At 60.3% G+C, this 20944-nt stretch carries 18 protein-coding genes and 1 pseudogene; 9 read left to right on the top strand and 10 right to left on the bottom strand.

The features are described 5' to 3' along the window. Positions 1–100: 100 nt before the first annotated feature. The 8 genes and pseudogenes from AC1RQB_RS15380 (at position 101) to AC1RQB_RS15345 (ending at position 7832) form a co-directional block, all read left to right on the top strand. On the top strand, positions 101–1342 hold the full coding sequence (locus AC1RQB_RS15380; RefSeq protein ID WP_063341901.1) for an SfnB family sulfur acquisition oxidoreductase: 1242 nt from the start codon (positions 101–103) through the stop codon (positions 1340–1342). Positions 1343–1380: 38 nt separating this feature from the next. Beyond that, positions 1381–2574 (top strand): SfnB family sulfur acquisition oxidoreductase, encoded by a 1194-nt coding sequence (locus AC1RQB_RS15375; RefSeq protein WP_063341902.1) that lies wholly within the window; start codon positions 1381–1383, stop codon positions 2572–2574. Continuing rightward, positions 2574–3932 (top strand): LLM class flavin-dependent oxidoreductase, encoded by a 1359-nt coding sequence (locus AC1RQB_RS15370; RefSeq protein WP_063341903.1) that lies wholly within the window; start codon positions 2574–2576, stop codon positions 3930–3932. Before AC1RQB_RS15375 ends, AC1RQB_RS15370 begins: the two co-directional genes overlap by 1 nt. Positions 3933–4078: 146 nt before the next feature. Continuing rightward, positions 4079–4888, top strand: coding sequence for a MetQ/NlpA family ABC transporter substrate-binding protein (locus AC1RQB_RS15365; protein ID WP_063341904.1), 810 nt, complete (start codon positions 4079–4081; stop codon positions 4886–4888). 2 nt (positions 4889–4890) lie between these two features. Further along, positions 4891–6012, top strand: coding sequence for a methionine ABC transporter ATP-binding protein (locus AC1RQB_RS15360; RefSeq protein ID WP_063341905.1), 1122 nt, complete (start codon positions 4891–4893; stop codon positions 6010–6012). After that, positions 6002–6646, top strand: a complete 645-nt coding sequence (locus AC1RQB_RS15355) for a methionine ABC transporter permease (protein ID WP_008068675.1) — start codon at positions 6002–6004, stop codon at positions 6644–6646. Before AC1RQB_RS15360 ends, AC1RQB_RS15355 begins: the two co-directional genes overlap by 11 nt. Before the next feature lie 219 nt (positions 6647–6865). Beyond that, positions 6866–7006, top strand: a pseudogene (locus tag AC1RQB_RS15350) (DUF6124 family protein); the annotation flags it as partial. Between the two features lie 196 nt (positions 7007–7202). Continuing rightward, positions 7203–7832 (top strand): class I SAM-dependent methyltransferase, encoded by a 630-nt coding sequence (locus AC1RQB_RS15345; RefSeq protein ID WP_063341906.1) that lies wholly within the window; start codon positions 7203–7205, stop codon positions 7830–7832. A 108-nt stretch (positions 7833–7940) separates the two neighbouring features. On the opposite strand, the gene AC1RQB_RS15340 is transcribed toward AC1RQB_RS15345, so the two are convergent. Genes AC1RQB_RS15340 through AC1RQB_RS15330 form a run of 3 tightly spaced genes read right to left on the bottom strand, consistent with a single transcriptional unit; the run spans position 7941 to position 13158 of the window. Further along, positions 7941–10994 (bottom strand): efflux RND transporter permease subunit, encoded by a 3054-nt coding sequence (locus AC1RQB_RS15340; protein WP_063341907.1) that lies wholly within the window; start codon positions 10992–10994, stop codon positions 7941–7943. Continuing rightward, the gene (locus tag AC1RQB_RS15335; RefSeq protein ID WP_063341908.1) at positions 10991–12058 is read right to left on the bottom strand and encodes an efflux RND transporter periplasmic adaptor subunit; all 1068 of its coding nucleotides are present in this window, start codon (positions 12056–12058) and stop codon (positions 10991–10993) included. The genes AC1RQB_RS15340 and AC1RQB_RS15335 overlap by 4 nt, the downstream gene beginning before the upstream one ends. After that, positions 12055–13158 (bottom strand): efflux RND transporter periplasmic adaptor subunit, encoded by a 1104-nt coding sequence (locus tag AC1RQB_RS15330; protein ID WP_063341909.1) that lies wholly within the window; start codon positions 13156–13158, stop codon positions 12055–12057. The genes AC1RQB_RS15335 and AC1RQB_RS15330 overlap by 4 nt, the downstream gene beginning before the upstream one ends. Before the next feature lie 213 nt (positions 13159–13371). Here AC1RQB_RS15330 and AC1RQB_RS15325 point away from each other — a divergent pair, with 213 nt between their 5' ends. Next, positions 13372–14541 carry an AAA family ATPase gene (locus tag AC1RQB_RS15325; protein WP_008068662.1) on the top strand — a complete coding sequence of 390 codons (1170 nt, stop codon included), beginning with the start codon at positions 13372–13374 and terminating at the stop codon, positions 14539–14541. A gap of 129 nt (positions 14542–14670) precedes the next feature. Here the strand turns inward: AC1RQB_RS15325 and AC1RQB_RS15320 are convergent, their stop codons facing one another. The 7 genes from AC1RQB_RS15320 to AC1RQB_RS15290 form a co-directional block, all read right to left on the bottom strand. Beyond that, a complete protein-coding gene (locus AC1RQB_RS15320) occupies positions 14671–15549 on the bottom strand; it encodes a transporter substrate-binding domain-containing protein (RefSeq protein WP_063341910.1) in 879 nt (292 codons plus the stop codon). Beyond that, positions 15546–16328, bottom strand: coding sequence for an amino acid ABC transporter ATP-binding protein (locus AC1RQB_RS15315; protein ID WP_063341911.1), 783 nt, complete (start codon positions 16326–16328; stop codon positions 15546–15548). Before AC1RQB_RS15315 ends, AC1RQB_RS15320 begins: the two co-directional genes overlap by 4 nt. Then, on the bottom strand, positions 16325–16984 hold the full coding sequence (locus AC1RQB_RS15310; RefSeq protein ID WP_063341912.1) for an amino acid ABC transporter permease: 660 nt from the start codon (positions 16982–16984) through the stop codon (positions 16325–16327). Before AC1RQB_RS15310 ends, AC1RQB_RS15315 begins: the two co-directional genes overlap by 4 nt. After that, positions 16965–17630: an amino acid ABC transporter permease gene (locus tag AC1RQB_RS15305; protein ID WP_007941049.1), complete on the bottom strand. Its 666-nt coding sequence runs from the start codon at positions 17628–17630 to the stop codon at positions 16965–16967. The genes AC1RQB_RS15310 and AC1RQB_RS15305 overlap by 20 nt, the downstream gene beginning before the upstream one ends. A 474-nt stretch (positions 17631–18104) precedes the next feature. Next, the gene (locus tag AC1RQB_RS15300; protein ID WP_063341913.1) at positions 18105–18887 is read right to left on the bottom strand and encodes a MetQ/NlpA family ABC transporter substrate-binding protein; all 783 of its coding nucleotides are present in this window, start codon (positions 18885–18887) and stop codon (positions 18105–18107) included. 254 nt (positions 18888–19141) lie between these two features. Next, positions 19142–20074, bottom strand: a complete 933-nt coding sequence (locus tag AC1RQB_RS15295; RefSeq protein ID WP_063341914.1) for a sigma 54-interacting transcriptional regulator — start codon at positions 20072–20074, stop codon at positions 19142–19144. Positions 20075–20133: 59 nt separating this feature from the next. Then, positions 20134–20715 (bottom strand): alpha/beta hydrolase, encoded by a 582-nt coding sequence (locus tag AC1RQB_RS15290; RefSeq protein ID WP_007899650.1) that lies wholly within the window; start codon positions 20713–20715, stop codon positions 20134–20136. Positions 20716–20944: the final 229 nt, after the last annotated feature.

Below are 20944 nucleotides of genomic sequence, written 5' to 3'. Positions count from 1 at the left end.
CATGCGGCGCTTTCATGAGATGTGAGGTAGGTATGGTCCGGAACACAATCACCCCAGTGCAAATCGCCAGGGCATTGCGTGCAGCCAAGGAGCGGCACTGATGTCCAGTTTGGCAGACGCAATCGTCCAGAGTGATCTGGACATCGCCCCATTGTTGTTGCCCGCGCAGGTCTTGCGCAACGACGCACAAGCCATCAAGGCGGCCCATGAGCTGGCGCAAGTCGCCCGCTTGCAAGCAGCCAAACGTGACCAGCAACGCAAGTTGCCGTGGGCGGAAATCGAGCAGTTCACCCGCAGCGGTCTGGGCAGTATTTCCATCCCGCGAGAATACGGCGGCCCGCAGGTTTCATTCGTCACCCTGGCCTCGGTGTTCGCGATCATTTCCGCGGCCGACCCGGCACTGGGGCAGATCCCGCAGAACCAGTTCGGGATTCTCAACCTGATACTCGGCAGTGCCACCGAATCACAGAAAAAACAGCTGTTCAAAAGTGTGCTCGAAGGCTGGCGGATCGGTAACGCGGGGCCAGAGCGCGGAACAAAAAATACCCTGGAACTCAAGGCGCGGATCAGCGCCGACGGCGATGGCTTCGTCATCAATGGGCAGAAGTTCTATTCCACCGGCGCATTGTTCGCCCACTGGGTGGCCGTCAAGGCGCTGAACGACGACGGCAAGCAAGTGCTGGCCTTCGTACGTCGCGGCACCCCAGGCCTGCGCATCGTTGATGACTGGTCGGGTTTCGGCCAGCGCACCACTGCCAGCGGCACCATTTTGCTCAACAACGTGCGGGTCGACGCCGAGCTGGTGGTGGATAACTGGAAGATCAACGACAGCCCGAATACTCAAGGCGCCGTGTCGCAGTTGATTCAAGCAGCCATCGACGCCGGCATTGCCCGGGGCGCCATCGATGACGCCATCGAATTCGTGCAAAAACGCGCACGCCCCTGGATCGACGCCAAGGTCGACCGGGCCAGCGACGACCTCTATGTGATCGCCGACATCGGCAAGCTGAAAATCGAACTGCACGCCGCCGAAGCGTTGTTGCGCAAGGCCGGGCAAGTACTCGATCAGGTCAACGCCGCGCCGCTCACCGCTGAGTCCGCTGCGCGCGCCTCGATTGCCGTGGCGGAAGCCAAAGTGCTGACCACCGAGATCTCGCTGCTGGCCAGCGAAAAGCTCTTCGAACTGGCCGGCAGCCGCGCCACCCTCGCCGAATTCAACCTCGACCGCCACTGGCGCAATGCCCGAGTGCACACGCTGCACGACCCGGTGCGCTGGAAGTATCACGCGGTTGGCGCTTACCACCTCAATGGAACCTTGCCTGCGCGGCATTCCTGGATCTGACCACCAGAACCTTTTTGACCAGATCCCTGGAGAAACACATGACTCATTCTCACCACGTCGCGGTCATCACCAGCGATGAGCAAGCCCTGATCGTCGCCAGTGACCTGGCCGACGATTTCAAACGCGACAGCGCCCTGCGCGACCGCGAGCGTCGTTTGCCGTACCCGGAGCTGGAAGTATTTTCCCGCTCGGGTCTTTGGGGCATCAGCGTGCCAAAGGAATACGGTGGCGCCGGGGTTTCCAACGTCACCCTGGCCAAGGTCATCGCGTTGATCGCCCAGGCCGACGGCTCCCTCGGGCAAATTCCCCAGAACCATTTCTATGCCCTCGAAGTGCTCCGTGTGAACGGCACCGATGAGCAGAAAAAACGCCTGTACGCCGAAGTGTTGGCCGGCCAGCGCTTCGGTAATGCACTCGCGGAACTGGGCACCAAAACCGCCCATGATCGCGTCACCAGCCTGACTCGCGATGGCAACGGCTACCGCATCAACGGCCGCAAGTTCTACGCCACCGGCGCGATTTACGCCCAGCGCATCCCCACGTCAGTGGTGGACGAAAACGGCGCGCAGCAATTGGCGTTCGTCCCGCGCAATAGCAAAGGCCTGACGGTGATCGACGACTGGAGTGGCTTCGGCCAGCGCACCACCGGTAGCGGTTCGGTAGTGTTCGAGGACGTCTACGTCGCCGCCGAGGACGTGATCCCGTTTCAAAGCGCCTTCGAACGCCCGACCACCGTCGGCCCGTTGGCGCAGATTCTCCATGCCGCCATCGACACTGGCATCGCCCGCGCAGCGTATGAAGATGCACTGCATTTTGTGCGCACCAAGACCCGGCCGTGGATCGACGCCACTCATGAAAAAGCCACCGAAGACCCGCTGACGATCAAGAGTTTCGGCCACTTGAGTATCCGCCTGCACGCCACCGAAGCCCTGCTGGAACGCTCCGGCGAATTCCTCGATCAGGCCCAGGCCGACACCAATGCCGAGACCGTCGCCGCCGCGTCGATTGCCGTTGCCGAAGCCCGCGCCATCAGCACCGAAATCTCCCTCGCCGCCGGTAGCACGCTGTTCGAACTGGCGGGTAGCCAGGCGACCCTGGCCGAACACGGCCTGGATCGCCACTGGCGCAATGCCCGGGTGCATACCCTGCACGACCCGGTGCGCTGGAAATATCACGCCATCGGCAATTACTACCTCAACGAAGAAAACCCTCCATTGCGAGGGACCATTTGATGGCTGATGCCAAAAAGAAAATCCTGCTCAACGCGTTCAACATGAACTGCATCGGGCACATCAACCATGGCCTGTGGACGCATCCACGGGACAATTCCACCCAATACAAAACCATCGAGTACTGGACCGAACTGGCTCAGTTGCTGGAACGCGGACTGTTCGACGGTTTGTTCATCGCCGACATTGTCGGCGTGTACGACGTCTACCAGAACTCGGTGGACGTGCCGCTCAAAGAGTCGATCCAGTTGCCGGTCAACGACCCGCTGCTGCTGGTCTCGGCCATGGCTGCGGTCACCAAAAACCTCGGCTTCGGCCTGACCGCCAACCTGACCTACGAACCGCCGTATCTGTTCGCCCGACGCCTGTCGACGCTTGATCATTTGAGCCGTGGGCGGGTCGGCTGGAACATCGTCACCGGCTACCTCGACAGCGCCGCCAAGGCCATGGGCCTGAGTGAACAGGTGGAACACGACCGCCGCTACGACCAGGCCGATGAATACCTGCAAGTGCTCTACAAACTCTGGGAAGGCAGCTGGGAAAACGGCGCGGTGCTCAGCGATCGCGAGCAACGGATCTACGCCCAGCCAGACAAAGTGCACAAGGTCGAGCACAAGGGCGAGTTCTATCAGGTCGAGGGTTATCACCTCTGCGAACCATCGCCGCAACGCACGCCGGTGCTGTTCCAGGCCGGCAGTTCCGATCGCGGTCTGCTGTTCGCCGGTCGACATGCCGAGTGCGTGTTCATCAGCGGTCAGAACAAACCGTCGACCAAAGTTCAGGTGGACAAGGTGCGCGCCAGCGCCGTCGAGGCCGGGCGCAATCCTTGGGACATCAAGGTGTTCATGGGCTTGAACGTGATTGTCGGTGAGACAGAAGAGCTGGCATGGGCCAAGCATGCCGAGTACCTGAGCTACGCCAGTGCCGAGGCCGGCGTGGCGCACTTTTCGGCGTCCACCGGGATCGACTTTTCCGAGTACGAACTCGACGAACCGATCCAGTACGTGAAGAGCAACGCCATCCAGTCCGCCACCAAGAACCTGCAAAACAACGACTGGACCCGCCGCAAATTGCTGGAACAACACGCCCTCGGTGGCCGCTACATCACCGTGGTCGGCTCGCCGCAGCAGGTGGCGGATGAGCTGGAATCGTGGATCGCCGAAACAGGCCTGGACGGCTTCAACCTGACACGGATCGTCACCCCGGAAAGCTATGTGGACTTCATTGAACTGGTGATTCCGGAGTTGCAGCGCCGAGGGTCGTACAAGACTGCTTACGACAACGGCAGCCTGCGGGAAAAGCTGTTTCACGAAGGGGCGCATTTGCCTGAGCAACATACCGGTTCCCATTACCGACACTAACCCCCGACCCTGATCGTTCCCACGCTCTGCGTGGGAATGCAGCCAGTGACGCTCTGCGTCACCGCCGCAGGGACGCGGAGCGTCCCGGGAGGCATTCCCACGCGGAGCGTGGGAACGATCGCCTTAACTTGACTGGAAAACTCATCATGACCAAGAAACTCCTCTCCCACCCAGTCAAAGCACTGGCCCTGGCCCTCGGCCTCTTCAGTTCCGTCACCTTCGCCGCCGACGCACCGCTGAAAGTCGGCACTACCGCCGCCTTCGCCATTCCCCTGGAGGCAGCAGTAGAAGAAGCCAACAAACAAGGCCTGAAAGTCGAACTGGTGGAGTTCAGCGACTGGATCGCCCCCAACGTCAGCCTCGCCTCGGGCGACATCGACGTGAACTATTTCCAGCACATCCCGTTCCTGGAAAACGCCAAGGCCGCCGCCGGTTTTGATCTGGTGCCGTTCGCGCCGGGGATCATCAACAACGTCGGCCTCTATTCGAAGAAATACAAAAGCTTCGACGAGTTGCCCGAAGGCGCCAGCGTGGCCATCGCCAACGACCCGATCAACAGCGGTCGCGGCCTGCAACTGCTGGCCAAGGCCGGGCTGATCACGCTCAAACCGGGCGTCGGCTACAAGGCCACCGAAGAAGACATCATCGCCAACCCGAAGAAAATCAAAATCCTTCAGGTCGAGGCCGTGCAATTGGTACGCGCCTACGACGACGCCGATCTGGTCCAGGGCTACCCGGCCTACATTCGCCTGTCGAAGACCTTCGATGCCAGTTCCGCCCTGCTGTTCGATGGCCTCGATCACAAGGAATACGTGATCCAGTTCGTGATCCAGCCGAAAAGCAAAACCGATCCACGCCTGATCAAATTCGTCGATATCTATCAGCATTCGCCAGCCGTTCGTGCAGCGCTGGATAAAGCCCACGGCAAGCTCTATCAAGCCGGCTGGGAAAGCTGAGCATGACGGCCGCGATCCAACGGCGACTGGAACTTCCGGAGCCACATAACGCCACACAAACCGAACTGCACCCAGAGCTCAATCGCGCCCACGTGCGCTTCATCGGCCTGGGCAAAACCTACAACGGCCAGCAAGGTCCGGTGGCGGCCCTGCATGGCATCGACCTGGCGATCCAGCGCGGCGAAGTGTTCGGCATCATCGGCCGCAGCGGTGCCGGCAAGTCATCGCTGATCCGCACCATCAACCGCCTCGAACAACCGAGCAGCGGGCGAGTGCTGATCGATCAGGTGGACATCGGCGAGTTCGACGAAGACCGCCTGGTGGCGCTGCGGCGGCGGATCGGCATGATCTTCCAGCACTTCAATCTGATGTCGGCCAAGACGGTTTGGCAGAACGTCGAGTTGCCGCTGAAAGTCGCCGGTGTGCCCAAGGAGCAGCGCGAGCGCAAAGTCCGCGAACTGCTGGAACTGGTCGGCCTGCAAGGCAAGCACAAGTCTTATCCGGCGCAGCTTTCCGGCGGGCAGAAACAACGCGTCGGCATCGCCCGCGCACTGGTCCATGATCCCGAGATTCTGCTGTGCGACGAGGCGACTTCGGCGCTGGATCCGGAAACCACGCAATCGATCCTCGGCCTGCTGCGTGAGATCAATCAACGGCTGGGTTTGACCATCGTGCTGATCACCCACGAGATGGCGGTGATCCGCGACATCTGTGATCGGGTCGTGGTGCTGGAACACGGGCAAATCGTCGAGCAAGGGCCGGTCTGGGAAGTCTTTGGCAACCCGCAACATGAGGTCAGCAAGACCTTGCTCGCGCCATTGCAACACGCTCTGCCGGAAGAACTGCAAAGCCGCTTGCGTCCACAGCCGCAATCTTCGGACGCCGCGGTGGTGCTGCGTTTGCAATTCACCGGCAGCACAAGCGAGGAGCCAGACCTGGCGGCGCTGTTCAGCGCCCTCGGTGGCCGCGTGCGCTTGTTGCAAGGGGGCGTGGAACGGATTCAGGGCCATGCGCTCGGGCAATTGCTGCTGGCGGTGACCGGATCGTCCCTCAGCGCCGAGGAATTGCGTCAGCGCGCCGGCAACTGGGCGCAACAGGTGGAGGTGCTGGGTTATGTGGTTTGATCGGTTGCTGCAAGGTTTCATCGACACGTTTTTGATGGTCGGCGTGTCGTCGTTGATTGCGCTGCTGGCGGGCATTCCGTTGGCGGTGATTCTGGTCACCAGTTCCAAGGGCGGGATCTACGCAGCACCGGCGCTGAATCGTGCGTTGGGCGCGTTCGTGAACCTGTTCCGCTCGATTCCGTTTTTGATTCTGATGGTGGCGCTGATTCCGTTTACCCGGTTGATCGTCGGCACCACGTACGGCGTTTGGGCAGCCGTGGTGCCGCTGACCATCGCCGCTACGCCATTTTTCGCACGCATCGCCGAGGTCAGTTTGCGCGAAGTCGACCATGGATTGATCGAAGCAGCGCAGGCGATGGGTTGCCGACGCTGGCATATCGTCTGGCATGTGCTGCTGCCCGAGGCGCTGCCGGGGATTGTCGGGGGTTTCACCATTACGTTGGTGACCATGATCAACTCCTCGGCCATGGCCGGGGCGATTGGGGCCGGAGGGTTGGGGGACATTGCTTATCGGTATGGGTATCAGCGGTTCGACAGCCAGATAATGCTGACGGTGATTGTGTTGCTGGTGGTGTTGGTGGCGGTGATTCAGTTGGGTGGGGATCGGTTGGCGCGGGGGTTGAATAAGCGCTGATCGAGATAGCAGCCGCGATGCTCACCTTGTAGCAGCTGGCGAAGCCTGCGTTCGGCTGCGAAGCAGTCGCAAATCTTGCTTCCACAGTCTTCCTGAAACACCGTGAACTCTGATTTCACGACTGCTTCGCAGCCGAACGCAGGCTTCGCCAGCTGCTACAGACCGCGTTACGTCTTAACTGACTGGCATTAAGACACCCCCCTCGCCGAAGGGTAAGTTGCCTCGGTCACGGCGTATCAGTGCGGCGATCAACTCAAGGGCGCCGATCGGGCATTGGTGTTCTCCGTCTGGCATTTGCTGGAGATTGCCAAGGCTATGGTTGATCGGTCCATTGAATGTCTGGGGATGAAACAGAGTTGAGTCTGGCTGAAGTCATTGGTCGCCAGTGATACCGCTTTCGCGAGCAAGCCCGCTCCCACATTCGATCTTCGGTGAACATGGAATTTGTGTTCGACGCGATCCAGTGTGGGAGCGGGCTTGCTCGCGAATGGCTGCGCAGCAGCCCTCGGCGTCTTGGCGTATATTCGGCTAATCCCAATTACCTGCGCAGCCAACCATGAAACAGACTCCCGACGACCTGGAGCAGATCACTTCCACCACCCTGGGTCATTACAACGCGGTGGCCGAGGACTTCCGTGAAGGCACTCGCGATCACGATGTCAGCCAGAACATCGATGCCCTGTTGCGGCATATCCAGGGTGAGGCGCCGTTCAGCATTCTCGACTTCGGCTGCGGCCCTGGCCGCGATCTGAAAACCTTCACCCGCCTGGGCCACAGCGCCGTCGGGCTCGACGGTTCTGAAAAGCTTGCACAGATGGCCCGGGAGGACAGTGGTTGTGAAGTCTGGCAGCAAGACTTTCTGAAGCTCGACCTGCCGGCCGAACGCTTCGACGGGATATTCGCCAATGCCGTGCTGTTCCACATTCCGAGTCAAGAGTTGCCTCGGGTGCTGAAGCAACTGCGCGGGGCGTTGAAACCGGGTGGTGTGTTGTTCAGCTCCAATCCTCGTGGCGAGAATCAGGAAGGCTGGAACGGGCCGCGTTATGGGGCTTATTACGATCTTCAGGTGTGGCAGCAAATGCTGACTGAAGCGGGGTTTGTGGAGCTTGAGCATTACTACCGGCCGGCGGGGTTGCCGCGGGAGCAGCAGCCTTGGTTGGCGAGTGTTTGGCGTCGAGCCAACTGATCATTCCCACGCTCTGCGTGGGAATGCCTCTCGGGACGCTCTGCGTCCCTGCGGCTGTGACGCAGAGCGTCACTGGCTGCATTCCCACGCGGAGCGTGGGAACGATCATTAGGCAGGCTCTTTCTTCGGCTCGCGAACCTTGTACCAGGCCACGTACAGCGCCGGCAAAAACAGCAGTGTCAGCAACGTCGCGATGATGATCCCGCCAATCATCGCGTAGGCCATCGGCCCCCAGAACACTTCCCGGGCGATCGGGATCATCCCCAAACTCGCCGCCGCCGCCGTCAACAGAATCGGCCGGCGCCGGTGTTCCGTGGCTTGCACCACCGCGTCCCACGGCGTGTAGCCGTTCTTCTCGAAAGAGTCGATCTGGGTCACCAGAATCACCGAGTTGCGGATGATGATGCCGATCAGCGCCAGAATCCCCAGGATGGCCACGAAGCCCATTGGCGTGCCGGTCGGGATCAGCGCCAGCACCACGCCGATCAACCCGAGCGGCGCGACGCTGGCCACCAGGAACAGCTTCTGCACGCTGTGCAACTGGATCATCAGGAAGGTCGCCATCAAAAACAGCATCAACGGCACCACCTTGGCAATCGGCCCCTGGGCCTTGCCGCTTTCTTCTACCGTGCCGCCAGTGGCGACTTTGTAGCCCACCGGCAAACTGGCGGCGAACTTGTCGATGTCCGGCTTTAGCTGTTGCACCAGGTCGGTCGGCTGAATCTCGTCACGCACCGCGGCCTTGATGGTGATGGTCGGTTTGCGATCACGACGCCACACCAGCGGCTGTTCGAGTTCATAACGCACCGTGGCAAACGCCAGCAGCGGAATCGACGTGCCGCTCGGGGTGACGATCTGCAAGTTCTCCAGGGTTTTCGGACTGCCGCGTTCGGCATCCTCGGCACGGCCCACCACGTTGATCAGGTAGATATCATCATCGACCTGCGTGACCGGCAAGCCGACGACGATGCTGTTCATCAGGTTCGCCACATCCTCCGATGACAGCCCCAGTTGCCGTGCCCGGTCTTGGGCGATGTCGATGCGCAAGACTTTGCCCGGCTCGTTCCAGTCGTAAATGATTTCGCCGATGTGCGAGTTCTTATCCAGCTCGGTCGCCAGGGCAATCGCATGTTTGCGCACCTGATCGATGTCTTTGCCGCTGACCCGGTACTGAATCGGCCGCCCTACCGGCGGGCCCATTTCCAGCGCCTGGACGTAACTGCCGACACCGACGAATTCTTCGCGCAGGCGCTTTTGCAGTCGCGCCGTCAGGGCCGTGCGCGATTCCAGGCCTTTGCTGACGATCACCAGTTGCGCGTAGTACGGGTTCTGCAATTGCTGGTCGAGGGGCAGGTAGAAACGGATCGCCCCCTCGCCGATGTAAGTGCTCCAGCGCACGATGTCCGGGTCATCCTTGAGCGTCGCTTCGAGCTTGTCCACCACCTTGCGGGTTTCGGCGATCGAGGCGTTTTGCGGCAGGTTCAGGTCGACGAGAATTTCCGGGCGGTCCGAGGACGGGAAGAACTGGTTCTGCACGAACTGCATGGAAAACACCGAGAGCACAAACAGCGCCACGGTGATGCCGATGGCCCACCAGCGATTGCGCATGGCCCAGAGCAGGCCGCCATTGAACGCCCGACCGATGCGCCCAGGCTCCGCGTCGTGAGGTTTCACATTGGCGCTCAGAATGTGCACACCGAGTACCGGGGCGAACAGCACGGCGACGATCCACGACACCAGCATCGCCACTGCGATCACCGCGAACAGCGTGAAGGTGTACTCACCGGCCGAGCTTGCATTCAAGCCGATCGGCACAAAACCAGCGACGGTGACCAAGGTGCCGGTGAGCATCGGGAATGCGGTCGAGGTGTAGGCGAAGGTCGCCGCTTGCTCTTTGGTTTCGCCCATTTCCAGGCGCGTGACCATCATCTCCACGGTGATCATCGCGTCATCCACCAGCAGGCCGAGGGCGATGATCAGCGCACCGAGGGAAATCCGCTGCATGGTGATGCCGCTGTATTCCATGAAGAGGAAGACCATCGCCAGCACCAATGGAATCGAACACGCCACCACCAGCCCGGCGCGCACACCAAGGCTGACGAAGCTGACGATCAGCACGATCACCACGGCTTCGAACAACGCACTGGTGAAACCGCCGACGGCTTCTTCCACTACGTCGGCCTGGTCGGACACGTTATGCACGCCGACGCCCACCGGCAGGTCCGCCGTCAGTTCATCCATGCGCAGGTGCAGCGCCTTGCCGAAGTCCTGAATGTTGCCGCCCTTCTTCATGGCGATCGCCAGGCCAATGGCCGGCTGGCCGTTGAAGCGAAACTCCGGGGTGGCCGGGTCGACGTAGCCACGGCTGATGTTGGCAATATCGGCCAGTCGATAGAAGCGATCGTTGAGTTTCAGGTTGACATTGGCCAGGTCTTTTTCAGAGGCAAACTGGCCCGAGGTCCGCACCGAAATCCGCTCCGGGCCAGCCTCGATCACCCCGGCCGGGGTCACGGCGTTCTGTGATTGCAGGCTCTGCACCACCTGACGCTGATCGATGCCGAGGGCGGCGAGTTTGCGAGTGGAGAAGTTCAGGTAAAGGACTTCATCCTGCTCGCCGACCATCTCGACCTTGCCCAACCCCGGGACTTCACGGATCTCGGCACGTACCTGTTCCACGTAATCGCGCAACTGGCGCATCGACAGGCCGTCGGCGGTAAAGGCGTACACCGAACCGAACACGTCGCCGAACTCGTCGTTGAAACCCGGCCCTTGCAGGCCCTTCGGGAAGTCACCGCGAATGTCGTTGATCTTCTTGCGCACCTGGTACCAGATTTGCGGGATGTCCTTGGCACTGGTGGTGTCGAGCAGGTTAACGAAGACCGTTGATTCGCCTGGGCGGGTGTAGCTTTTCACGTAGTCGAGCGAGTCGAGTTCTTCGAGTTTTTTCTCGATCCGGTCAGTGACCTGCTTGAGGGTCTGTTCCTGGGTCGCGCCGGGCCAGCGAGTCTGGATCACCATGGTTTTGATGGTGAACGAGGGGTCTTCTTCGCGCCCCAGGTTCAGGTACGAGAACACGCCCATCAGCAGCGCGACGAACATCAAATACCAGACAAACGACTGATGTTTGAGGGCCCACTCGGATAAGTTGAAACTCCCTTTCATTGCGGGCTGCCCTCGTCAATTTTCACTTTCTGCCCCGGCTTGAGGCTGTTCACACCCGCGCTGACCACCCGCTCGCCGGTTTTCACGCCGTTGGCCAGGACCACCGTGGCATCGGTCCGGCTGATCAGGCTGACCTCCCGTGGCGAAACGGTTTGCGTCTGTGGATCAACGACCCAGATCCGCAGTTTTCCATCGACCTCCTGCAGCGCGCTCACCGGCAGTTCGAGGCGCGGCTTGATCGCGGAGCTGAGAGTCACGCTGATCGCCGTGCCAAGGCGAAAGCCCGGTGGCGTATCGGTCAGGCTCAGGCGGGCGCGACGGGTGCGTGTCGCGCTTTGCGCCTGGGGTTCGATCTCGCGCACGATGGCGGTGCTGGTGATGCTCGGGTCCAGTTGTGAGGCGACCTGGAACACCACGTCGGCTGGCAACTGATCGACCAGGGTATCGGGCAGGTCGATCACCGCTTCCTTGATGTCCGGCTGCGCCAGGGTCACCACTTGCTGGCCGGCCGTGACTACTTGCCCGGCTTCGGCGTTCCACGCGGTGACGATGGCTTTGTGATCGGCGCGTAGCTCAACGTAGTTGAGTTGGTCCTGTGCCTGATCGACAGCAGCCCTGGCTTGATCGAGGGACGCCTGGGTGGTTTTCAGGTCGGTCTGGGCGATGTCCAGCTGCGCCTGTGCGCCAACCCCGCGATTGAACAGTTCCTGCTGACGCCGGGCGTTGGCCTGAGCGTTGATGAGCTGCGCCTGAACCCGCGCCAGATCACCCTGGGCGGAGCGCAACTGGTTCTGCTGATCGGTGGGGTCGAGGGTCGCGAGTAACGCGCCCTTCTGGACTTCTGCGCCAACATCGACGTTACGGCTGGCGATACGCCCCGGCACCCGGAAACCGACGTTGCTTTCGTAACGGGCCTGGATGCTGCCGGCAAACCGGCCGAGGTTTTCTTGATTGAGCGCCTTCACTTCCACAGACAACACCGGCCGAACCGGTTCTGGCGGCGCTTCCTCCTTGGAGCAGGCGACCAGCAACAAACCAGCGGACAACAGCAACAGACGCTTCATGGCTGGGCTCCTGTCGCTGAGGGCTGGTAGGTGTTTTCGACAATCTCCACGCGCACACCCGGATGCAGTAACTGGCCACCCGCAGTGACGACTTTTTCGCCCCCGTTGAGGCCAGCGCTGACAATGACTTTGCCGGTCAGGTAACGGCCGACGGTGACGGTGTGCAATTGCGCCCTGCCCTCGGCGTCCACCAGCCACACGGCCGGGTCGCTGAGGTTCTTGGTCAGCGCCGCCCAAGGCAGCTCCACTGCGGTTTTGCCCACCGGTTTTGCGGTGGCGCTCACCACCGAGCCGAGCTGCATGCCCTCGGGAAGACTGTCGAGGCTGACTTTGACTTGCACCGTGCCGGTCTGCGCGGACACGGCTGGCGTGACTTCCCGAACGGTGCCCGTGGTCTTGATTTTCGGGTTGTCGAGCAGGCTGACCACAATCGATCTATCCGCCGGCGGCTCAGTCAGCAGTGATTCGTACACGTTGAACACCGCGTCACGCTCGCCGTCCCGGGCCAGGCTGAAAATCGGCACTGTGGCTTGTACCACTTGGCCGACTTCAGCCTGGCGCGCGGTAATCACCCCCGGCGCATCGGCAATCAACGCGGTGTAGCTCAGTTGATCACGGGCGTTGGCCAATTGCGCTTGAGCGGCGCTCAGCGCGCTCTGACTGCTGCGCAAGGCGGCTTGGGCGGAATCGTATTCGCTCTGGCTGGTGTAGCCCTTGGGCAGGAGTTTTTGTTGGCGAACGAAGGCGGCGGCGGTTTGTTTGACCCGCGCCTGTTCGGCAACAACCTGGGCCTGGGCAGAGTCGACGCTGGTTTGCAGGTCCTTGGGATCGAGCTTGGCCAGCACTTGTTTGGCCGAAACCCGGTCACCGACATCGACCATGCGCTGGATGATCTTGCCGCCGACACGAAACGACAACTCGGTTTGCACTCGCGCCTGGACGTCGCCGGTGAGTGTCACTGCGGCGGCGTAATCGGTTGGCTTGACCTCTTGCACGAAGACTCGTGGGCGGTCCTTCTCGACGGGCTTTTTATCGCCACAGGCGGTCAGCAGGGCGATGAGGCTCAGGCCAACCATGAATTTCAATCCGGGACCTGCCATGCAAACTCCTTTGCGTTGTACAAACCTGCCAGTGACGATACGACTGTGAGCTTAGAACAGCGTTCCACGTCTGCACGAGCGATCCTTATACTCCACTGATCGTTCCCATGCTCTGCGTGGGAACGCCGCCATGGACGCTCTGCGTCCACTGTGACGCGGAGCGTCACGGGATGCATTCCCACGCGGAGCGTGGGAACGATCAATGAGGAACTCATGCTCAAAACCCTCGCGGTGGCCAATTACCGCTCGATCAATAAATTGGTGATTCCGCTTGGCCGGTTGAACCTGATCACCGGCCCCAACGGCAGCGGCAAGTCCAACCTCTACCGCGCCTTGCGCCTGCTGGCGGAAACCGCTCAAGGTGGCGTGGTCAATGCGTTGGCCCGCGAGGGTGGGCTGGATTCGACATTCTGGGCCGGGCCGGAAAACATCAGCCGGCGTATGCGTAACGGCGAAGTGCCGGTCGAGGCAAGCGTGCGCCAGTCACCCAAGCGTTTGCGTCTGGGCTTTGCCGGTGATGATTTCAGTTATGCGATCGCGCTGGGGCTACCCATGCCGCTGCCAGATCATGTGACGTACTTTTCCCTCGACCCGGAAATCAAAAAGGAATGCATCTGGTCCGGGCCGTTCTATCGCCCGGCCAGCCTGCTGGTGGATCGCGACGGCCCGATGATTCGCGCTCGGGTCGGTCGCGGCTGGGAAGTACTGGCCCAGCACACACCGAACTTCGACAGCCTGTTCGATCAGGTCGGTAGCTTGCGCACCTCGCCGGAAGTCTTGCAGCTGCGTGAGTTCATCCGCCGCTGGCGCTTCTACGACCACTTTCGCAGCGACGCCGACGCGCCAGTGCGCCAACCGCAACTGGGCACCCGCACGCCAGTGTTGCACCACGACGGTCGCGACCTCGCCGCAGCGTTACAGACCATCCGCGAAATCGGCGATCCCGAAGCGTTGCAGGCAGCGATCAGCGATGCATTCCCCGGCGCGACACTGAATATCGCGCCGCTGCAGGGCGGACGGTTTGCGATCGAATTTTATCAGGAAGGATTGTTGCGGCCGTTGTCCGCCGCCGAGTTATCGGATGGGACGTTGCGCTATTTGTTGCTGGTTGCGGCATTGCTGACTCCTCGGCCGCCGACGTTGATGGTGTTGAACGAGCCGGAAACCAGTCTGCATCCAGACCTGCTGCCGGCGTTGGCACGCTTGATTATTCGAGCGTCCGAGCAGTGTCAGGTGTGGGTGGTGTCTCATGCGCGGCGGTTGATCTCGGCGTTGCAGCAAGACCCGGAATGCAATTGCATTGTGCTGGAGAAGAATTTCGGCCAGACCGGGATGGTCGGGCAGCGGATGCTGGATGAGCCGGCGTGGTATTGGCCGGATTGAGACACACTGATCGTTCCCACGCTCTGCGTGGGAATGCAGCCAGTGACGCTCTGCGTCACAGCCGCAGGGACGCGGAGCGTCCCGAGAGGCATTCCCACGCAGAGCGTGGGAACGATCATCTGAAGCAAATCACCCCTGCCACTTCCCACCCTCGACAATCACGCTCTCAGGCTGGGTGTCATCGCTCAATTCTTTACGCACATACTGGTCGTACAGCTTGAGCAAAAACTTCTCCTCACCCAACTTCGCCAACTCCACATTCACCCAGTCGCGCAGTTCGATATTGCCCTTCTTCACCGCCGGAGCGATCGGTGCTTCAGCACCCAGTTTTTCCTCCAGCACGCGGTAACCCGGGTTCTGCTTGGCCCAGCTGAACAGCACCAGGTTGTCCTGCGCATAAGCGTCGCCGCGACCATTGGCCAGGGCTTGCAAAGACTCGGAGTTTTTCTCGAACTTCAGCAGTTTCCAGTCCGGATGATTCTTGGTCAGCCAGATATCCGCCGTGGTGCCCGTGGTCACGATGGTGGTGCGGGTCGCCAGGTCATCAAGGTTCTTCACCGAACTCGCCTGCGGCACCAACGCCTGCACCGCGACCTTGAGGTTCGGGTTGGTGAAGTCCACCGCGTCCTTGCGCTCCGGGGTGACGGTCATGTTGGCCAGGATCAGGTCGACCTTGTCGCTTTGCAGGAACGGAATCCGGCTCGCCGGTTCCACCGCAACGAATTCGACCTTGTTCTCATCACCCAACAGATCCTTGGCGAATTGACGACCGATATCAGTATCGAACCCCACGTAGCGCCCGGCCTCATCGACAAAACCGAACGGCGGCTTGTCGGTGAAGACGCCGACGATCAGCTTGTCCCGGGCTTTGATTTTTTCCAGGTAACCCGCCGGTGCGGCGCTGACGCTGGCGGCTTTCGGCTTTGTCGGTTCTTCGGTTTTGTTGCAGCCGGCGAGCAGCACCAGGCCGAACAGCGGGAGCAGCAGAGAAGACTTGGCAGTTTTCATGACAGTTCCAATTCCTTTGTTTGAGTCGTTTTGGGTAGTGCGGCGACGTAGGAGAACTTCTCCAGGAACTGCTGCGCTCGTGCGGTTTGCGGGTTCGTAAAGAAAATCTCGGGAGGGTGTTGCTCAAGGATGCGCCCGGCGTCCATGAACACGATTCGGTCGGCCACCGCGCGGGCGAAGGCCATTTCGTGGGTGACGATCAGCAGGGTCATGCCCTCGCGGGCCAGGCCCTGAATCACTTCCAGCACTTCCTTGACCATTTCCGGATCGAGGGCGGCGGTGACTTCGTCGAAGAGCATGACCTTGGGGTTCATGCACAGCGAACGGACGATGGCGATGCGTTGCTGCTGGCCGCCGGAGAGCTGGCGCGGGAAGGCCTCGCGCTTGTCCAGAAGGCCCACGCGCTCCAGCAAGGCCTCGGCCTGCGCGCGGGCCTCACGGCGCTCGCGTTTCTGCACCTTGAGCGGGCCGAGCAACAGGTTGTCGAGCACGCTCATGTGCGGGAACAGGTGATAGCTCTGGAAGACCATGCCGATCTGCTGACGCACTTCGCGCCAGTCGGTGCCCTTGTCCAGCAACTCGCGTCCGGCAAAATTCAAGCTGCCGCTATGCGCGACTTCCAGGCCGTTGAGGCAGCGCAGCAAGGTGCTTTTGCCACAGCCGCTGGGGCCGAGGATGACGATCACCTCGCCCGGTTTCACTTGCAGGTCGATGCCGTCGAGCACCTGCTGCTCGCCGAAAAACTTGTTGAAACCCTTGAACTCGATCAATGCACTCATGCTTGCGTCCAGCGCCGCTCCAGCACGCGTGAAGCGGCCGACAGCGGGTAGCAAATGAAAAAGAAGAACAGAAATAGCGCGCCGTAGATCAGCACCGATTCGTAGGTGCGTTCGATGATCTGTTGGCCGACCTTGATCACATCCACCACGCCGATCAGCACCGCCAGGGAACTGGTCTTGATGATGCGCGTGTAGACGTTGATGGTTGGCGGCGTCATGCGTTTCAGCGCTTGAGGTAGCAGCACGTAGCCGTAGAGTTGCGGGCCATCCAGGCCAATCGACAGCCCGGCCTCACGCTGCCCGCGTGGCAACGAATGCAACGCGCCGCGCACCACTTCACCGACTTCGCTGGCACCCCATAGCGACAACACCAGCACCGCGCACCAGAAGCTCGGAATGCTCAGCCCAAAAAAGATCGGCAGGCCGAAGAACAGCAAATACAGCCAGACCAGCACCGGGATTGCCCGGAACAGCTCCAGATAGACCCGCAGAAACCCGTTGAGCCATTCCGAATTCAGCGTGCGCAACACACCGTAAAGTACGCCGCCGACGGTGCTGATGACGATGCTCAAAAAAGAGATCGACAGGGTTTGCGCAGCGCCCTTGCCCAGTTGCGGCAACGACACCCAGAGCAACTCAAGACCCGAACTGGCCATGCTGGAGCCTCCTTTCCAGACGGCTGAGCAGCAGCGACAACGGCAAAAACAGCAGCACGCAAATCAGCGTCAGCACGGCGAGCATTTCGTAGGTTTTGTAGTAGAGCGCGATGTAGCTTTTGGTGGTGTAGAGAATCTCCGGCACCGCCACCGCCGAGACCACGGTGGTTTCCTTGAGCAGGAAAATGAAATTGGCAAACAGCGACGGCAAGCTGAGGATGCCGGCTTGCGGCAGGATCACGTAGCGCAGCAATTGCCCGTGGGACAAGCCGATGGAGCGACCGGACTCAAGTTGCGCCTGGGGCACCGCATCCACGCCGGCACGCAGGACTTCGGTGAGGTAGGCACCGCCAAGGAAAGTCATGGTGATGATTGCCGCCGCGAAGCCCGAGACTTTGATGCCCAGCGCCGGTAAGGCGAAGTAGACGAAGAACAACTGAATCAGCAGTGGCGTGTTGCGTGCCAGTTCCACATACAGCCCGACCAGGCGTTGAAGGTAGGGGGTGCGAAACACCAGAATCGTCGCGTTGATCAGCGCCACCAGCAACGAAGTGCCGATGGCGATAAAGCCGACCTGCAGCGTCACGCCCACGGCTTTGAGAAACGCCGGCAGGGTGCTGAGGATAAACGCGTAATCGAAAGTCATTGAACATCCTGTACGCCGCTCGGTAAGCGACGATGGCGCAGTCCATGGGCAGTGGATAACCACCCGGCAGGCACCGACTTTAAAGGTATAAAAAGCAGATTTTAAATACCGTTAAAGCATATTGATATCACGCAAAAGACTATCCTGCGGATTTGCCGAGACTGGGGAAGACGACTATTTTTCTTTGTGCTGTAGGAAGGATCTTTTTTTCAAAATACCCCTCCAAGGACGTGCAGCTTTTGGCCAGACTCCCCCCGGCCGAACCATCACAAGGAAGAGAAAAATGGCTGACGTAAACGTGCCGCAGCGGCTGGATCCGCAAGACATCGTGAAATTGCTGGTGGCGTTGCGCAAGGCGCTGAAGGCGCGGGTGGCCTGAAACTTTAAAGCAAAAGATCTTGGCGTAATAAAAAACGCCGACGCTATATCAGCCGTCGGCGTTGAAACCTTGAAGGGGTTTGAGACTGCGGCCGATCAGAACGCCGGCAGTACCGCGCCGCTGTACTTCTTGGCGATGAATGCCTTCACTTCCGGGCTGGTCAGGGCCTTGGCCAGTTTCTGGATGGCAACGCTGTCCTTGTTGTCTGGACGCGCCACCAGGAAGTTCACGTAAGGCGAATCGGCACCTTCGATCACCAGTGCATCTTTAGCCGGGTTCAGACCCGCGTCCAGCGCGTAGTTGGTGTTGATCATGTCCAGGTCGACCTGATCCAGAACACGCGGCAGCATGGCCGATTCCAGTTCCTTGAACTTGAAGTTGTGCGGGTTCTTGGCGATGTCTTTCGGTGTGGCCACGGCGTTCTTCGGGTCTTTCAACTCGATCAGGCCAGCCTTCTGCAGCAGGATCAGGGCACGGCCACTGTTGCTGCCTTCGTTCGGGATGGCGATGGTTGCGCCGTCTTTCAGCTCAGACAGGCTTTTGACTTTCTTCGAGTAGCCGCCGAAGGGTTCGACATGCACGCCGATCACGGTCACCAGGTTAGTGCCTTTGCCTTCGTTGAAGTTTTTCAGGTACGGCAGGGTCTGGAAGTAGTTGGCGTCCAGACGCTTCTGGTCGACCTGCACGTTCGGCTGAACGTAGTCGGTGAAGACTTTGATTTCCAGGTCCACGCCTTCTTTGGCGAGGGTTGGCTTGATCAATTCAAGAATCTCGGCATGTGGAATCGGCGTCGCCGCAACCACCAGTTTCTCGCCAGCCTGGGCCAGGCCCGCAGTCAGGGCAGCCGCCAATGCGGTAAACAACAGAACCTTTTTCATGCAGTGTCCTTATCGAAATTCGCGGCCATCATCGACGACGGCTAATTAGTACGAGTGCCAGTGATGTGCTATCGCTGGCGTGACGCGGACAATACCGGGATTTTTTATTCCCGAACAATATCTTTTATTCACTTTCATATTCCATTTTGTTCATACAGATCTAACTCGCGCAAAACCCTGTAGGAGCGAGGCTTGCCCGCGAAGGCGTCCTTCCAGACAGACCGAGTCGCCGGCTTCGCGAGCAAGCTTCGCTCCTACAGAAGGCCGGTGGCTTTGAGCAGTTGTTTCAAGGCCTCTTTCTCGGCGGCGGAACCGTTGCCGAGGATTTTTTTGAGTTGCTGTTCGATCTGAAGCAGCGATACCGATGCCTCGGGCAAATTCAAATGCTCCGGCAAAATCTCATCGCCGGTACTCACCAACAACGCAAAGTGGATGACGTTCTCCAGCTCCCGGGTGTTGCCCGGCCAACTGTGCTGCTCCAGCAGCTGCTGTGCGGCGTCGCTGATCAATGGCACCGGCAGATCGAGGCGTTGGCTGTAGATGCCGAGGAAGTATTCGGCCAGCGACAAAATATCGCCCACCCTTTCACGCAAGGCTGGCAGTTCGAGCTGGCCTTCACTGAGGTAGTGATAGAGCCGCTCATGGAATTTTCCGGCAGCCACGGCCTGAGCCAGATCGATGCTGGTGGCGGCCACCAGACGTACGTCCACCGGGCTTGGCTGCTGAGCACCAACGCGAGTGACTTCGTGGTTTTCCAGGGCTGCGAGCAACTTGATCTGGATTGGCAACGGCAAGTCGCCGATCTCGTCCAGATAGAGCGTGCCGCCATTGGCCGAACCGAACCAGCCAGCGCGACTGCTGGCCGAACCGCTGTAGCTGCCGGCGGCATAGCCGAACAGTTCAGCGTCGGCGTAGGTCGGGCTGATCGCCCCGCAATTGACCGACACGAACAATCCACCACGGTCACTGGCACGATGGATGTGTCGCGCCAACAGTTCTTTACCGCTGCCGGTTTCACCGCGGATCAATACCGAGATCGAACGTGGCGCCAATTGTTCCAGCTCCTGGCGCAACTGCCGGGAACGCGGATCGACAAACACCAACGCCTTGGCGCGAATGCTCAGCGGGCTTTTTTCCGCGTCAGGAAAGGTCAGCAGCGGCTGACCGAAAGTTTCATGCAAGCTCATGGCAGACTCCCGCCCAAAACCGCCGGCAGACGGGGGCGTTTTTTAAAAAAATAAGGGGTTCAAGCGCGACGCAGGGCGTGTTGCTCCATGCGGTTTTGCAGACGATAGAGGTACGCAAAACCCTGCTCCCAACGCTGGTGACCGGACTTCACGTTGATGTGCCCGGCCCCCGATAAAATCCCCGCCTCGGCGCCCCAGTTACGTGCCAGTTCCAGAGCACGCGATGCACTCACGGCACTGTCGTTGTCGGAACTCACGACCTGACTCGGGAAGGGCAGCAAATGGCTCGGGATCGGTGCGAAGTTGCGCAGCGCCGGCGCGCAAGCCGGGCGCTCGACGTCCGCTGGCGCGACCAGCAAAGCACCACGCACCTGGCGCAGAAAATTCAGCGGTGCCGTGGCCGCCCAATGGGCGACGGTGATGCAGCCCAGACTGTGGGCGATCAGAATCACTGGCGTGCTGTCGGCGGCAATCGCCTCGGCCAGTGCCGCGACCCAGTCCTCACGACGAGGCGTCAGCCAGTCGGCCTGCTCCACCCGCGCGCTGTTTGGCAGGCTGTTCTGCCAATGGGTTTGCCAATGATCTTCTGGCGATCCTTGCCAGCCCGGCACAATCAGGTAGCGAATTGATTCGTTGCGCATGGGGGAGCTCTCCTGCTGCGTGTCTGTTCGTGACCGAGTATAGGGAGGAGAGTTATATTCGTTAAGGAATAAGAAGCTATTTATTAAGACCGATAAAGAATATACAGCAAATTCCTGTGGGAGCGGGCTTGCCCGCGATATCGGTGGATCAGTCCCCACAATGTTGGAGCTAATGACGCTATCGCGGGCAAGCCCGCTCCCACAGGGTTTGTATTGGCTCGGGATAAAA

It is taken from the genome of Pseudomonas sp. GW822-FHT02E03, assembly GCF_058802325.1.
Note: the sequence above shows the minus strand (reverse complement) of the source record. Positions and strands in the feature narration are given on the sequence as shown.